Source organism: Lysobacter gummosus, assembly GCF_001442805.1.
In the GTDB taxonomy this organism is placed as follows: domain Bacteria; phylum Pseudomonadota; class Gammaproteobacteria; order Xanthomonadales; family Xanthomonadaceae; genus Lysobacter; species Lysobacter gummosus.
The window spans coordinates 2,483,072-2,496,086 of record NZ_CP011131.1; the positions used below are offsets into that span (position 1 = coordinate 2,483,072).

The 13,015-nt window shown below is 66.2% G+C and carries 17 protein-coding genes and 1 other RNA gene; 12 read left to right on the forward strand and 6 right to left on the reverse strand.

Annotated elements, in window-relative coordinates:
• The first annotated feature begins 21 nt into the window (after positions 1–21).
• A complete protein-coding gene (locus tag LG3211_RS10330) occupies positions 22–774 on the forward strand; it encodes a response regulator (RefSeq protein WP_083512881.1) in 753 nt (250 codons plus the stop codon).
• Complete coding sequence (locus LG3211_RS10335; protein ID WP_057942769.1) at positions 771–2,813, forward strand: ATP-binding protein; 2,043 nt, start codon at positions 771–773, stop codon at positions 2,811–2,813. Before LG3211_RS10330 ends, LG3211_RS10335 begins: the two co-directional genes overlap by 4 nt.
• On the opposite strand, the gene LG3211_RS10340 is transcribed toward LG3211_RS10335, so the two are convergent.
• Positions 2,807–3,529, reverse strand: coding sequence for a helix-turn-helix domain-containing protein (locus LG3211_RS10340; RefSeq protein WP_083512443.1), 723 nt, complete (start codon positions 3,527–3,529; stop codon positions 2,807–2,809). The two genes, LG3211_RS10335 and LG3211_RS10340, sit on opposite strands and share 7 nt — an antisense overlap.
• Positions 3,530–3,732: 203 nt before the next feature.
• Here LG3211_RS10340 and LG3211_RS10345 point away from each other — a divergent pair, with 203 nt between their 5' ends.
• Positions 3,733–4,653: a hypothetical protein gene (locus tag LG3211_RS10345; protein ID WP_057942770.1), complete on the forward strand. Its 921-nt coding sequence runs from the start codon at positions 3,733–3,735 to the stop codon at positions 4,651–4,653.
• 37 nt (positions 4,654–4,690) lie between these two features.
• Here LG3211_RS10345 and LG3211_RS10350 read toward each other — a convergent pair whose 3' ends face one another.
• Genes LG3211_RS10350 through LG3211_RS10360 form a run of 3 tightly spaced genes read right to left on the reverse strand, consistent with a single transcriptional unit; the run spans position 4,691 to position 6,189 of the window.
• Positions 4,691–4,942 carry a hypothetical protein gene (locus LG3211_RS10350; RefSeq protein ID WP_057942771.1) on the reverse strand — a complete coding sequence of 84 codons (252 nt, stop codon included), beginning with the start codon at positions 4,940–4,942 and terminating at the stop codon, positions 4,691–4,693.
• Positions 4,929–5,351, reverse strand: coding sequence for a hypothetical protein (locus LG3211_RS10355; RefSeq protein WP_057942772.1), 423 nt, complete (start codon positions 5,349–5,351; stop codon positions 4,929–4,931). The genes LG3211_RS10350 and LG3211_RS10355 overlap by 14 nt, the downstream gene beginning before the upstream one ends.
• A gap of 1 nt (position 5,352) precedes the next feature.
• Positions 5,353–6,189 (reverse strand): universal stress protein, encoded by an 837-nt coding sequence (locus tag LG3211_RS10360; RefSeq protein WP_057942773.1) that lies wholly within the window; start codon positions 6,187–6,189, stop codon positions 5,353–5,355.
• 190 nt (positions 6,190–6,379) lie between these two features.
• Between LG3211_RS10360 and LG3211_RS10365 the strand changes: the two genes are divergently transcribed.
• From LG3211_RS10365 to LG3211_RS10385, 7 genes are all read left to right on the forward strand, one after another.
• Entirely contained in the window at positions 6,380–7,030 is a 651-nt protein-coding gene (locus tag LG3211_RS10365; RefSeq protein WP_057942774.1) for a BON domain-containing protein, read from the forward strand.
• 101 nt (positions 7,031–7,131) lie between these two features.
• Complete coding sequence (cydP, locus tag LG3211_RS27290) at positions 7,132–7,239, forward strand: cytochrome oxidase putative small subunit CydP (protein WP_338041421.1); 108 nt, start codon at positions 7,132–7,134, stop codon at positions 7,237–7,239.
• Positions 7,240–7,244: 5 nt separating this feature from the next.
• The gene (locus LG3211_RS10370; protein WP_057942775.1) at positions 7,245–8,828 is read left to right on the forward strand and encodes a cytochrome ubiquinol oxidase subunit I; all 1,584 of its coding nucleotides are present in this window, start codon (positions 7,245–7,247) and stop codon (positions 8,826–8,828) included.
• On the forward strand, positions 8,825–9,958 hold the full coding sequence (gene cydB / locus LG3211_RS10375; protein WP_057942776.1) for a cytochrome d ubiquinol oxidase subunit II: 1,134 nt from the start codon (positions 8,825–8,827) through the stop codon (positions 9,956–9,958). Before LG3211_RS10370 ends, cydB begins: the two co-directional genes overlap by 4 nt.
• Positions 9,958–10,083 carry a cytochrome bd-I oxidase subunit CydX gene (gene cydX / locus LG3211_RS24840; RefSeq protein WP_083512444.1) on the forward strand — a complete coding sequence of 42 codons (126 nt, stop codon included), beginning with the start codon at positions 9,958–9,960 and terminating at the stop codon, positions 10,081–10,083. The genes cydB and cydX overlap by 1 nt, the downstream gene beginning before the upstream one ends.
• Positions 10,083–10,337 (forward strand): cyd operon YbgE family protein, encoded by a 255-nt coding sequence (locus LG3211_RS10380; RefSeq protein ID WP_057942777.1) that lies wholly within the window; start codon positions 10,083–10,085, stop codon positions 10,335–10,337. Before cydX ends, LG3211_RS10380 begins: the two co-directional genes overlap by 1 nt.
• A gap of 90 nt (positions 10,338–10,427) precedes the next feature.
• A complete protein-coding gene (locus LG3211_RS10385; protein WP_057942778.1) occupies positions 10,428–10,850 on the forward strand; it encodes a universal stress protein in 423 nt (140 codons plus the stop codon).
• Between the two features lie 182 nt (positions 10,851–11,032).
• Here LG3211_RS10385 and ssrA read toward each other — a convergent pair.
• Positions 11,033–11,386: a transfer-messenger RNA gene (gene ssrA / locus LG3211_RS24845) on the reverse strand.
• A 278-nt stretch (positions 11,387–11,664) separates the two neighbouring features.
• A complete protein-coding gene (locus LG3211_RS10390) occupies positions 11,665–12,036 on the reverse strand; it encodes a helix-turn-helix domain-containing protein (protein WP_031373591.1) in 372 nt (123 codons plus the stop codon).
• Between the two features lie 191 nt (positions 12,037–12,227).
• On the opposite strand from LG3211_RS10390, the gene LG3211_RS26355 reads away from it, so the two are divergent.
• Both LG3211_RS26355 and LG3211_RS10400 read left to right on the forward strand, forming a co-directional pair.
• On the forward strand, positions 12,228–12,638 hold the full coding sequence (locus LG3211_RS26355; protein WP_187313167.1) for a hypothetical protein: 411 nt from the start codon (positions 12,228–12,230) through the stop codon (positions 12,636–12,638).
• Complete coding sequence (locus tag LG3211_RS10400; RefSeq protein WP_057942780.1) at positions 12,638–12,997, forward strand: hypothetical protein; 360 nt, start codon at positions 12,638–12,640, stop codon at positions 12,995–12,997. The genes LG3211_RS26355 and LG3211_RS10400 overlap by 1 nt, the downstream gene beginning before the upstream one ends.
• The last annotated feature ends 18 nt before the right edge of the window (positions 12,998–13,015 follow it).

Genomic DNA, 13,015 nt, shown 5'->3' on the forward strand with positions numbered 1-13,015 from the left:
TGAATGGGCCCGGCGGTCGTCATGCCAGCGCAAAGCCAGGACGCGATGTCCACGACGGGGCAGATGCCCGGACTGTTGGTGATCGACGACGATGCGGACATCCTCGCCCTGTTGTCGCGCTACTTCGGCGCGAACGGCTACCGGGTGATCGGCGCGGCCAATGCCGCGCAGGCCCGGGAGCTTGTTGCGGTCCAGACGATCGACCTGGTGCTGCTGGATCTGGGGTTGCCCGATGAGGACGGCCTGTCCTTGTTGCGCCACCTGCAGGCGCAGTGGCGCGGGCCGGTCATCGTGGTCAGCGGCCGCGGCGAAGCGGTCGAGCGCGTCGTCGGTTTGGAACTCGGCGCCGACGACTACGTGACCAAACCTTTCGATCTGCGCGAGTTGCTGGCGCGAACGCGCTCGGTACTGCGACGGGCCGCGGCCCGCGCACCCGCGCCCGCACCCGCGACATCCAGGCGCCTGCACTTCGAGGGTTTCAGCCTGGATCTTCCGGCACGGCGTTTGCTGGATGCCGCCGGCGGGGACGTGCCGCTGACCACCGGCGAGTTCGAACTGCTCAAGGCCTTGCTGGAAAATCCCCGGCAGGTATTGAGCCGCGACCAACTCATGACCCGCGTGCATGGCCGCGATGCCGGCCCGTTCGATCGCACCATCGATGTGGCCATCGGCCGCTTGCGGCGCAAGATCGAACGCGACCCGGCCGATCCGCAGTTGATCAAATCCGTGCGCGGCGCCGGCTACCTGTTCGCCGCGGAGGTCACCGGCGCATGAGCGAGGGCACCCTGTTTCCCGGCCTGTTCGAGGCGGTTCCCGATGCGCTGGTGGTGGTCAACAGCAGCGGCCGGATCATTCAGGCCAATGCTCAGGCCGAGCGCCTGTTCGGCTATCCGCTCGGCGGCCTGAACCAGATCCCGATAGAGCAGCTCATCCCCGAATCGGTGCGCGAACGCCACCGCGCCCATCGCGCGAACTACATGGCGCATCCGCATGTCCGGCCGATGGGGGTGACCGGCCAGAGCCTGATCGGGCAGCGGCTCGACGGCGCGCAGTTCCCGGTCGAAATCGCCCTGAGCCCGATCGAAAGCGATCAAGGGCCGCGTTATCTGGCCTCCGTGCGCGACATTTCCGAAACCCAGCGCGCGCGTCAGGCCCTGGTGCGCGCTCGCTACGACGCGCTGGCCGCGCGTATCGGGCAACTGGCGCTGGAGGCGCAGGACGAATCGGGCGTGGTCGATCACGTGCCGGCGTTGTTGGCCGCGGCCTTGGATGCTTCGATGGTCGCCGTCGTGTTCGTGTCCAGCGACCGGCAGACCGTGGGCACCCGGGCGTCGGTCGGGTTGGCCGACGTCGCGGACGAAACCGACTCGCCGATCAGATTGCACAAAACCAAATTGCTCGACCGCATCGGCGCGGGCGAGTCCTTGGTGATCGACGATTTGGCCGGCGACGCCGTGGCCGGCGGGCGTTTTCCGATCGATTCGCCGTGCTCGGGCAGCGCAGCGTTGTTGCCGCTGTCCGATCGCGGCAGCCCGATGGGGGCGCTGCTGGTCCTGTCCAGCCAGCCGCGTCACTTCGATCACGATGCCTTGCATCTGCTGCAGTCGGTCGCCAACCTCATCGCCGCGTTCGTGCAGCGCCGGCGTACCGAGGAGCAACTGGCCCACTCGCAGCGGCTCGATGCCATCGGACAGCTGACCGGGGGCATCGCTCACGACTTCAACAACCTGTTGACCGTCATGTCCGGCAGCTTGCAGTTGCTGGAGATGGAATGCGACGACAAGCCCGAGGCCAGCGAATTGATCGCCAGCGCCTTGCGTTCGGTCGGGCGCGGCGCGGAGCTGACCGGAAAGCTGCTGGCGTTCGCGCGCCGGCAGCGGTTGGTCCCGCAGGCGGTGGATGCGCCGAGCTTGTTGCGCGATGTCGAGTCCATGCTCAAGCGCACCCTGGGCGAAAGCGTGCGTCTGTATGTGCGCTGCGAGAGCGAGCTGCCCGCCGCTTATGTCGATCCGACCCAGTTGGACGCGGCCTTGGTCAATCTGGCGTTGAACGCGCGCGACGCCATGCCGCGCGGAGGCGAGATCACCATCGAGGCGCGCTCGCACCGCATCGGCGAACAAGGCGCGTCGGCCGAACTGGCGGCCGGCCGCTATGTCCGCATCACCGTGAGCGACACCGGACGGGGCATGGCGCCGGAAACCCTGGCCCGTGCCATGGAGCCGTTCTTCACGACGAAGGAAGTCGGCCGCGGCAGCGGATTGGGTTTGAGCATGGTCTATGGCTTCGCCAAGCAGAGCGGCGGCCACCTGCGCATCGGCAGCACCTTGGGTTACGGCACGCAGGTGGATCTGTATCTGCCGGCCGCGCAAGCCTCCGCGATCGCGGCCGCTCCGGTCAACGGCACCAGGATCGAGGGCAAGGGCGAAACGATCCTGGTGGTCGAAGACGATCAGGCCGTGCGCGATATCGCGGTCGCGTTCCTGCGTTCCTCCGGATACCAGGTGCTGGCGGTCGGCAATGCGGCCGAGGCGCTGCGGCGGTTGTCCGGCGAGGAGGCTATCGACGTGCTCTTCAGCGACGTGATGCTCGGCGAGGGCATCAACGGGAAAGAACTCGCTCTGGCCGCGCGGCAACTGCGGCCGGATCTGTCGGTGCTGCTGACCTCCGGTTACGAGACCGACGCGGCCGGCGAGCCGACCGCGGACGTCTGGGCGTTCGATCTGTTGCGCAAGCCTTATCGCAGGGAGCAGCTGATCGCCGCCATCGGCCGTGCGCTGGACCCGCAGATACGCAACCGCCCCGGATTTCAGTGACAGCTCGCGCTGTCGCGCAAGACCGTTTGCAGCCCGTGACGATCCTGGATGCGGATTTCCCGGCCCGCGACCGCGATCAGGCCGCGCGCCTGCAGGCGCGACAGCACGCGGGTAACCGTCTCCAGAGTCAGCGACAGGAAATTGCCCAGTTCCGCGCGCGTCATCCGCAACTGCAGATGATTGGGGCTGAAGCCCAGGCCTTCGAAGCGCGAAGCCAGATCGAACAAGAAGGTGATCACGCGCTGGTCGGCGCCCAGGGTCCCGAGCGCCAGCATCCAGCCCCAGTCGCGGCGGATTTCGCCCGCCAGCAGCGCGGTGATGCGCTCCTGGAACTGCGGCAGCTCATCGCGCAACTGCGCGTAGGGCAGTTCCCACAGTTCGCCGGTATCCAGCGCCATCGCGTCGCAGGCGTAGGCGGGCATGTCCAGCGCGTCCAGTCCGAGCAGATCGCCGCGCATGCGAAAGCCGGTGATCTTCTCGCGGCCGTCTTCGCTGATGACGGCGGTCTTGAAGAATCCGGCGTGCACCAGGTAAAGCGCGTGCCGCGGCTGCCCGGCGCGAAAGATGTACTGCTTGGCGTGTACGCGGCGGCGCTGCAGCGGCCAGCTTTGCAGCAGTTGCTCCAGGCTGCGCGTTTGCTGCGCGCGCCCGTTTGAGGTGGCCGCGAGGAAGGAATCGTTACTGGGCTCAACATGAGCGGCGGAATCAAGCAACATGGCGATGGTCCGGCGGCGGCGTTGGGATCAGGCTACGTCCGCCGCCGCCTCGCACGATTCCAATGCGGTAACCACGGGTAACAGTTTGTAACGGCGCCGGCGGCGCAGTCGCGCGGCGGTGCCGCGCAATCGGCGGCGAGCTTGATCCCGGTCAAGGTCGGGGCGCCGGCCCAGGGCATAGTGGCGTGGACGCAGCGCGGCCGATGACCGCCGAGGACATTGCCTTGACGCTTCTTACGCGATTCACCGCAGCCCGGGCGGTCGACCTTTGGGACGGCCGCTTCCGTTGGCGAAGCGGCGCCCGTCTGCACGACCGCACCATCGAGGCGACATGGCAGCGGGTCGCCGCGACGATAGCCGCGCCGGAAGGCGACAGCGCCGATTACTGGTGCAGCCGCTATGCGTTCGCCTTCTCGCGCTGGCAGATTCTTCCGGACCCCGCGCTGTTGCGTTTCGCCGGGACCGATCGGCCCGTGCCCGTGTTGCCGGAGCCGTGCGCGGTGGTGAACGCCGGGGCGTTCGTGACCGATCCGGATACGCCCCGCGCCCGTTTCGACCACAAGCGTTTCACCGCGGCGGCGGCCGTGGCGGTTCGCATGCTCGACGATGCGGCCATGGTCTTCGGCGCGCACGACGGCCGGCCCTTGCGGCTCGCGGTGGGACTGATGGGGCTGGGCGACGTCTTGGAATACCTTCGGCTCGGCTACGACTGCGGACGCGCGCCCGCGGTGGCTCAGGCGATCGCCCGCAGTCTGGCGCTGGGATGCCTGCAAGCGGCCCTGCAACTGGCCCAGGAGCGGGGCGGTCGTGGCGGCGGCGCAGAAGCGGGGCTGGCCGAACGCTGGAAACATCGCGCGCTGCCGGCCGCCCTGGCCGAGGCGACCGAGCGATGCCGTCGTTACGAAGGATTGACGCGGATTCAGATGCAGCCCGAGCTGGCGTGTCTTGCCAACGACGCCAGCGACGCGTTGGAACCTTCGATGGCGTCCGCGATCGCTATCGCCGGCGCGGCGCCCGCGTTGCAGGCGGCCAGGCGCCGCATCCGCAACATGGTGCAGCCGTGGATCGATGCGCCGGTTTCGTCAGGGCAGGGCGTATTGGATGAGATGATGTCCGAAGCCTGATCCGGCGCGCGAGTGCGCGCGCCGGATCATCGCGGCATCAGATGCGGCCAAGCAGGCGATTCGACCAATGCCGCAACCACCGCAAGGGGGAGTATTTCCGCGTCGTCCCGGGCGTCGAAGGCGAAGACGCATCCGCGGCCGTCAGCTTCGGCCAAGACGCGGCCGCATCGGCGTCGGCGCCGGGGTCGAGCAAGGTCTTGGCGATATCGTCTTCGATCCAGCGCAACTGGCGTTTGAGCGCCCGTTCCACCTCGCTTGCGTCTTGAATCGCGCGGTCAGGCTGATGCATGGCGGGCTCCGGAATGGATGGAAAAATCCGGGTCGGACACCGCGGGCGCGGCGGCGCAAGGCGACTGCGCCCTGGCGACTTCGTTGCGGGCCCGGCGCGCGGCTTCCAGGAAATCGTCGTAACCATTGAAGAACCGCTGCCAGGCCGCCGCCAGCGCCGCGCCTTGTTCGTTTGCGAAACCAGCATGCAGGGCGGCCAGATCGCGATATCGCAGTTCCAGATCGCGCACCGCGCCGCGCACGAGCAGGCGTTGCTGGCGCAGCGCAGCGGTGTCGCCGGCCAGGGCCTGCCGCTGCAGGGTTTCGATCACGTACACCGCGCGCGCCAAGGCGGCGCGCGCGTGCTCATGGATGCGCAGCGGATCTTTTACCAGCACATGATGCTTGCGGTTCACGGCGTGGGCGCTCATGTCAGTGTCCGAAGAAAACAGGCAGGTCGCTGGCGATCAGCAGTTCGCGGGTGACGCCGCCCAGCGCCCACTCGCGCAGGCGCGAATGCCCGTAGCCGCCGGCGATCAGAAGATCGGCGCGGGACTCGCGGGTGTACTGCAGCAAGGCCGTGGCCACGGTCTGTCCCAGCGTCGGGCGCTCGATCCGATGACTTTCGATCCCATGCCGCGCCAAGTGGCGCACCAGCCGTTCGGCCGAGATATCGTTTTCTTCTGACGCATCGGTCTGAATCGTCAGCACGTCCACGCGCTCGGCGCCCTTCATCAGCGGCAATGCGTCGTGAACCGCGCGAGAGGCTTCGCGGGTGGGGCGCCAGGCGATCACGATCCGGCGCGGCACCGGGTCCACCGCGCAACGCGGCGGAATCACCAGCACCGGGCGCCCGGATTCGAGCAGCAAGGACACGAAGTACGCATGCGGCACGACCGATTCCACCGTGTCGCCCGCCGCGCCGGCGACGATGACCAGATCGGCGTCGTAGGCTTGCCGGGCGGCCATGGACGAGGCTTGCGCATACAGGGCTTCGACTATTCTCACCTCCGTCGATATCGGTTCCGCGCTCAGCCGCGTCTTGAGGGCGGCCAGATTCTTCCTGCCCCGTTCGCGCAGCGTGTCGTGGACTTCGGCGGTGACCGTGTCCGGCATCATTCCCCACGGATGCGCCAGCGGCATCGGCAGGTCGATCATTTCCAGGACCGACAAATGTGAGCCATGCCGGGTCGCCAATCCCACCGCCACGATCAACGCGTCCGTGTCGCCGTCGCTACCGGTCATGGGGATCATCAGGTCTTTGTACATGTGCGTTCTCCACGGCCTGGATCGGCCTGTACGCCCATTTCACGCCGGCCCGGCGTTTCGGTATTGATCTGAGTCAACGCGGCGGGCCGGCGGGGGCGGCGCGGTTGGACCGGCCGGGGAATTGATCTGGATCAAGTCCCGCCGGATCGACCCTGGGCGTAATGGCTTCGGATTTCCACCGGAGTCGTCCATGAACAGCGAACGCTTGCGCAAATACGTACTGGAAGAACTGGCTTTCGATCCGCGCGTGGACGCATCGGGCATCGGCGTGACGGTCGATGAGCGCATCGTCAAACTGACCGGCCACGTGCACAGCCTCGCGGACAAGATCGCCGTGGCCGAGGCGGTGGAGCGGGTCAAGGGCGTGCGCGGCGTGGTGCTCGATGTCGAAGTGCGTTGCCCGCCGGATTCGCACGTATCCGACGAAGTGCTGGTCAAGCGCGCTACCGACGTCCTGGCTTGGGATACCTCGTTGCCCAAGGGCGCCGTCAAGGTCACCGTCGATCAGGGATGCCTGACCCTGACCGGGACGGTCGACTGGCAGTTCCAGCGCAGCGAGATCGAGAACGACCTGCGCTGCCTGGCGGGCGTGATCGATATCGCGAACAAGATCGAGATCCGCAGCATCTCGTGCAAGCAGGATGTGAAACGCTCGATCAGGGACGCGATGCATCGCCGCGCCGATGTGCAGGCCTCGAATATTCAAGTCGATGTGGACGCTAGCGGGAAGGTCGTCCTGAAGGGGAAAGTCGGCGACTGGCAGGCGCGTAACGCGGTCGAAGACGCGGCATGGCTGATCGCGGGCGTCAGGAATGTAGACAACCGCGTGCGGGTTCGGTGAAAGCGCCGATCGCGCCGAATGAACTGCGGGCCAGGGCCGATGCCAAGCCACCGGTCCGGTCCAGGCGTCCACTGGCGCGGCGCATCGCCGTGGCCGTGGCGATGAAGTTGGCCCTGTTGGCCGTGCTCTATCTGTTGTTCTTCTCGCCGTCGCACCGTCCGCGCATCGACGATGCGGCGGTGGATGAGCATCTGTTGCCTACAAGGTGAATGCCATGCCGGATCTCCATGTCGTCGATCTGTCCCGATTGCAGTTCGCGCTGACCGCGCTGTACCACTTCCTGTTCGTTCCGCTGACCATTGGGCTGGCCTTGATCCTGGCGATCATGGAGAGCGTGTATGTGATGACGAACCGGGTGATCTGGAAGCAGATGACGCGCTTTTGGGGCGTGTTGTTCGGCATCAACTTCGCCATGGGGGTGGCGACCGGCATCACCATGGAGTTCCAGTTCGGAACCAACTGGGCGTACTACTCCCACTATGTCGGCGACATCTTCGGTGCGCCGCTGGCCATCGAAGGCCTGATGGCGTTCTTCCTGGAAAGCACCTTCGTCGGCCTGTTCTTCTTCGGCTGGGATCGGCTGAGCAAGCTCCAGCACCTGATGGTGACCTGGTTGACCGCACTGGGCGCCAATCTGTCCGCGCTGTGGATATTGATCGCCAACGGCTGGATGCAGAACCCGGTCGGCGCGGAATTCAATTTCCAGACCATGCGCATGGAAGTCACCGACTTCGCCGCGGTGGTGTTCAATCCCGTCGCGCAGGCGAAATTCGTGCATACCGTCAGCGCCGGCTATGTCACCGGGGCCATGTTCGTCCTGTCCATCAGCGCCTGGTATCTGCTGCGCGGGCGGAATATCGAAATCGCACGACGCTCCATGGTGGTGGCGGCGAGCTTCGGCCTGGCATCGGCCTTGTCGGTGGCGGTGCTGGGCGATGAGAGCGGCTACACCGCCTCGGAGAACCAGCAGATGAAAGTCGCCGCGATCGAGGCCGAATGGCGGACTCATCCCGCGCCGGCTTCGTTCACCCTGTTCGGATTGCCGGATATGCAGCGGCGCGAAACCAAGTATGCGGTGCATGTCCCCTGGGCGCTGGGCATGATCGCCACGCGCTCGCTGGACAAGGAAGTGCCGGGAATTCATGAGCTGGTCGAGGACAATCGCCAGCGCATCCGCCGCGGGATCGCCGCTTACGCCGCCTTGCGCGAGCTGCGCGCGGACCGCGCCGACCCGGGCAAGCTCGCGGCGTTCCTTGCGTTGCGCAAGGATCTCGGGTTCGGCCTGCTGACCTTGCGCTACGTAGCCGACCCGGCTTTGGCCGATGAAGCCGTCATCGACCGCGCGGCCTGGAGCACGGTGCCGAACGTGCCGGTGCTGTTCTGGTCGTTCCGCATCATGGTGGCGCTGGGCTGCTTTTTCATAGCGCTGTTCGGATGGGCGTTCTATCTGGCCACGCGCGGCCGGTTGCAGCGGCCGCTGTTCCTGCGCGTGGCGCTGTGGAGCCTGCCGTTGCCGTGGGTGGCGGCCGAGCTGGGCTGGATCGTCGCCGAATACGGCCGCCAGCCCTGGGCGATCGACGGTGTTCTGCCGACCTTCCTCGGCGTGTCGTCTACCAATTCCACGCAAGTGATCGCCAGCCTCATCGGCTTCGTCGTGCTCTATACCGGCTTGGCCGTGGTCGATGTGATGCTGATGCTGCGCGCGATCCGCTCCGGGCCCGACCAGCTCAAATTCTGGCCGGCATCGCGCCGCGACCATGCCGCCGCCGACATTCAATCCGCGAGGACCGAGCGATGATCGACTATTCCTTGCTGCGCATGATCTGGTGGGTTCTGCTGGGCGTGTTGCTGATCGGTTTCGCGGTGACGGACGGATACGATCTGGGCCTGGGCGCGATCTTGCGCCTGATCGGGCGCGACGACGTCGAACGGCGCATGGCGCTGGAATCCATCGAACCTAACTGGGAAGGCAACCAGGTCTGGTTCGTCCTCGGCGGCGGTGCCGTGTTCGCGGCCTGGCCGTTGTTGTACGCCGCGTCGTTTTCCTCGTTCTACTTCGCCATGTTGTTGTTGCTGGTGGCGTTGATCCTGCGCCCGGTTGGCTTCGCCTTCCGCAACCGATTGCCGCATGCGCGCTGGCGCGGCGCCTGGGATTGGGCGCTGACCATCGCCGGCGCGGTGCCGTCGCTGGTGTTCGGCGTGGCCTTCGGCAATTTGCTGCTGGGCGTGCCGTTCCACTTCACCGAGGATTTGCTGCCGGTCTACGACGGCAGCTTCATCGGCCTGTTCCGGCCGTTCGCCTTGTTGGCCGGCGTGGTGAGCCTGGCGATGCTGGTGATGCACGGCGCCTGTTTCGCCGCCATGCGCGTGGAAGATCCGGTGGGGCTGCGGGCCAGGCGAATCGCGCGCATCGCCGCGGTGGTCGCCGCGGCGGGCTTTGTCGCGGCCGGCGTATGGTTGCGTTATCTGCCGGCACCGGCGATCGTCGGCGCCCTGCATGCCGATTCGCCCTCCGATCCGCTGACAAAACACGTCGTGTTGATCGACGGCGGCTGGTTCGCCAACTACGCGCTCAACCCGTGGATGACCGCGGTTCCGCTGCTTACGGTGCTCTTGCTCATCGCGGTGGTGTTGATTCGAACACGCTGGCTCGCCTTCCTGGCGAGCGGAAGCGCGGTGGCCGGGATCATCCTGACCGCCGGCCTGGCGATGTTTCCGTTCCTGATGCCGTCCTCCACCGATCCGGTCCACGGCCTGACGATCTGGGACGCCTCTTCGAGCAAGAGCACCCTGGGCATCATGCTGGTCGCCGCGACGATCTTCCTGCCGCTGATCCTGGCCTATACGAGCTGGGCGTTCCGGGTCATGCGCGGCACGGTGACGCGCGCTCATGTGGAATCGCAAGACGACGCCGGAGGAAGCTACTGATGTGGTACTTCGCTTGGATACTGGGCCTGGCCCTGGCCTGCAGCTTCGGCGTTCTCAACGCCATGTGGTACGAGTTGCGCAGCGATGAGGAGCGCGATCGGCGCGAAGTGCTGGAGGACGAGTGATGGCCCGTGCCCTGTCGCTGCTGCTGGCCTGCGGCCTCGCATTGGGCCTGCTGTTCCTGCCGGCGATGCGCGGCGGCGAGATGACCGCGGCCGGGCATGGCTTGCTCAGCCCGTTGCTGCTGTCGATCTGCGCCGGTTTCGTCCACGGCGTGGGCTATCGGCCCGTGCGCCCGTGGCTGCGCGCGCTGCTGCATCCAGCGCTGCTTTGGCCGCTGATGCTGGGGCTGGCTTTGGCGTGGGCGCGCAGCTTCTAGACGCACCGGATTGATCTCGATCAACTCCGCCGCGGCCGATCCGCGCGAGACTGCCGGTGCACAGACGCGTTCGCGTCGAGGAGAAGAGCAATGCGTATCGTGATCGCGATCGACGGCAGCGAAGCAGCATTACGCGCCGTTCGCCACGCCATCAAACTGGCCGGCGACATGAAGGAGCCCCCCGAGTTGCATCTGCTGTATGCCGACGAACCGCTCATGCGCAGCGTCGCGCTCAGCCTCGGACTGGAAGGCGCGGCCCGCTATCACGCCGAGAACGGCGACGCGTCGATGCGCAAGGCCAGGGCGATGCTCAAGCGAGCCAAGACCGATTACGAGGAACACCTGTCGGTGGGAGACCCCGCGGCTACCATCCTCAAGTTCGCCAAATCCAACCGCTGCGATCTGATCGTCATGGGCTCGCACGGGCGTTCGGCGCTGAAGAACCTGCTGTTGGGTTCGGTTACCGCGAAGGTCATTTGCAACTGCACGGTCCCGCTCACTGTGGTGCGCTGATGATTTGACTGCACGGTCCCGCTCACTGTGGTGCGCTGATGATTTGTTCGTGGAGTCTCGTGGCTCCCGCATTGGCCCTCGATCGCCCGAGTTTCAATGAGTTGCCTTGAGCGTGATGGGACACAAAAAAGGCCGGAACCCTTGTTGAAAGGAGTCCCGGCCTTGTCTGGTCTTGCTTGAATTGGTGGAGGTGGGCGGAATCGAACCGCCGTCCGAAGGCACTCCATCCCCGGCACTACATGCTTAGCGCTCCGTTAGATCTCGCCCCCGAACAGCACGGCGCGCAAAGCGCATCCGAGGACCAGCCTGTTATGTGTTGATCAGGTGCTGACAGGCAGCCACTCCCGACGATTCCGTGATAATGACTCTACGCTGCGAGCACGGACACAAGCAGTTTCGAGGCTTACGCCTTAAGCGGCGAGAGCGTAGTTGTCGTCGTTGGCAACTAAAAGTTTGCAGCTGGATTTACGAGGAAAGCTACCCCCTCGGCATGCACCAGGCGATTTCGCGACCCCCGTCGAAGCCAGTGCACCCCCGGGGACAGCAATACTCGCTGACCAAGCCAGTATAGGGTCTGCGCCCGCGTTCACAAGCCTTTCGGCTGAACCTGTATGGCTGGCATTCGATCAGTGCCTGCGCGGCTCGCCCGCAAAAGCGCGAATCGGCGTTGATCGACTCCAGCCGCCGCGCCGGCCGGGCGCGGCGTACAAGCGTCCGCACATCGCTGTCTGGCGCGCCTCGGACAAATCCCGCGCGCAGCCTTGCCGGCGCGATCGCCGCGCTACTCAGGCGGTGCGATAACCCCCCGCACGAGTCAGTTGCCGTCGAGCAACTCGATCAGGGCCCGGCGCTTCTTGCGCGAGAGCTTGCGCATCAGTCCCATCAGCCGCAGTTCGTCGGGATCGCTGTATTTGGCCGCGTTTTCGCGCACCGACAACGATTTGCCTTCGATGGTGCCGCGGCCGGTGGCGAGCCATTCGAAGCTCACGTGCTGCTGCACCGCGATCTGCAGCATGCGCTCCAGTTCGGGCAGGGCCAGGCCCACCAGCCATTTGCGCGCGGTTTCGCGGCTGACGTCGTAGTAGGCGGAAAGGGCACCGGTGCGGGCCCGGCCTTTGGCGAATCCGGAGAAATCCAAGGCCTGGTGCAATCGGTTGGCGAATTCTTGATGGGGCGCGTTAGTCATAGGTCTCGCCGGAGCATCCTGCAGGGCTGAAACATGGGCGCTCGCTCGTTGCCCCTGGGCCTTGGGCCGGGCTCGGATAGCGCAACTCATTGTTGCGTATCCCCTCGTAAAAAGATCACTCTTTTTACTCGTTGAAAAGAGCAATTTCAGATGGTAGTTTTGCTGGGCATGGATGCCGAAGGAGCAGGGTTATGGAACGACTCGATCGATTTGATGGCAGTACCCGGGCGGATGGCGGGCGGCGGACGCGGGACCCGCGACAGGCGGCTTCACGGCAGGATCCGCAAACCGTAAACCGCATCACGATCGCGGACGAATCGCAGGTCGAAAGTGGCGTGGAATCGCGACGACGAGGTGCTAGCGGCGGTCCGGGCGGAGGGCGCAAGCCGGTCAAGCCGGGCAACCCGATCGAACGCTACATCGCCTGTTTCGCCACCGCGCGCGCCGCCGCCGGGGCGGCCGGGGTCTCGACCGCGATGCTGCGGCGCATGCGCAGCCGCGGCTTCGTCTCCACGCGTGGGCGCGCCCTGCTGATGGCGCAGGCCTGCGGCTTCAAGGTCAAGCCGGCCGAGTTGCTGGCGCTCACGCCGGGAGTTTCGTGATGGCCGGCGTGAATGCGGTGGCGGCCGTGGCCGTCGCGCTGCCGGGCGTGACGGCGGCGCCGTGGTCGTCGTGGCTGTTGTTCGGCTTCCTGATCGTGACGATCGCCGGCGCGGTCGCCGGCTGCTCGTATCTGGCCTGGCGCACGCCCACGCGCGAGCGCCTGGCGCAGCGGGCCGATCGCAACGGCCGTGCCTTGCTCGAACTGGCCGACGAGATCGAGGAGCACCTGCTGATGCAGCAATTGTCCGGGGCGTCGATACAGGCCCAGCGGCATTGGCCGCGGCTGTGCCGGCGTCTGGCGATGGAGCATCTGGAGTGCATCAACCGCCTGATGCTGGAGAACGTGCCGCGCGAGTGAGTCGCGCGCGGCGCTGGT

Excerpts from the sequence above, each read along its gene's own strand:
- LG3211_RS10330 (WP_083512881.1), top strand. The coding sequence starts at position 22 with ATGCCAGCGCAAAGCCAGGACGCGATGTCCACGACGGGGCAGATGCCC.
- cydX (WP_083512444.1), top strand. The coding sequence starts at position 9,958 with ATGTGGTACTTCGCTTGGATACTGGGCCTGGCCCTGGCCTGCAGCTTC.
- LG3211_RS10400 (WP_057942780.1), top strand. The coding sequence starts at position 12,638 with ATGGCCGGCGTGAATGCGGTGGCGGCCGTGGCCGTCGCGCTGCCGGGC.
- LG3211_RS10345 (WP_057942770.1), top strand. The coding sequence starts at position 3,733 with ATGACCGCCGAGGACATTGCCTTGACGCTTCTTACGCGATTCACCGCA.
- LG3211_RS10360 (WP_057942773.1), bottom strand. The coding sequence starts at position 6,189 with ATGTACAAAGACCTGATGATCCCCATGACCGGTAGCGACGGCGACACG.
- LG3211_RS10350 (WP_057942771.1), bottom strand. The coding sequence starts at position 4,942 with ATGCATCAGCCTGACCGCGCGATTCAAGACGCAAGCGAGGTGGAACGG.
- LG3211_RS10380 (WP_057942777.1), top strand. The coding sequence starts at position 10,083 with ATGGCCCGTGCCCTGTCGCTGCTGCTGGCCTGCGGCCTCGCATTGGGC.
- LG3211_RS10365 (WP_057942774.1), top strand. The coding sequence starts at position 6,380 with ATGAACAGCGAACGCTTGCGCAAATACGTACTGGAAGAACTGGCTTTC.
- cydP (WP_338041421.1), top strand. The coding sequence starts at position 7,132 with ATGAAGTTGGCCCTGTTGGCCGTGCTCTATCTGTTGTTCTTCTCGCCG.
- LG3211_RS10385 (WP_057942778.1), top strand. The coding sequence starts at position 10,428 with ATGCGTATCGTGATCGCGATCGACGGCAGCGAAGCAGCATTACGCGCC.
- LG3211_RS10390 (WP_031373591.1), bottom strand. The coding sequence starts at position 12,036 with ATGACTAACGCGCCCCATCAAGAATTCGCCAACCGATTGCACCAGGCC.
- LG3211_RS10335 (WP_057942769.1), top strand. The coding sequence starts at position 771 with ATGAGCGAGGGCACCCTGTTTCCCGGCCTGTTCGAGGCGGTTCCCGAT.
- LG3211_RS26355 (WP_187313167.1), top strand. The coding sequence starts at position 12,228 with ATGGAACGACTCGATCGATTTGATGGCAGTACCCGGGCGGATGGCGGG.
- cydB (WP_057942776.1), top strand. The coding sequence starts at position 8,825 with ATGATCGACTATTCCTTGCTGCGCATGATCTGGTGGGTTCTGCTGGGC.
- LG3211_RS10355 (WP_057942772.1), bottom strand. The coding sequence starts at position 5,351 with ATGAGCGCCCACGCCGTGAACCGCAAGCATCATGTGCTGGTAAAAGAT.
- LG3211_RS10370 (WP_057942775.1), top strand. The coding sequence starts at position 7,245 with ATGCCGGATCTCCATGTCGTCGATCTGTCCCGATTGCAGTTCGCGCTG.
- LG3211_RS10340 (WP_083512443.1), bottom strand. The coding sequence starts at position 3,529 with ATGTTGCTTGATTCCGCCGCTCATGTTGAGCCCAGTAACGATTCCTTC.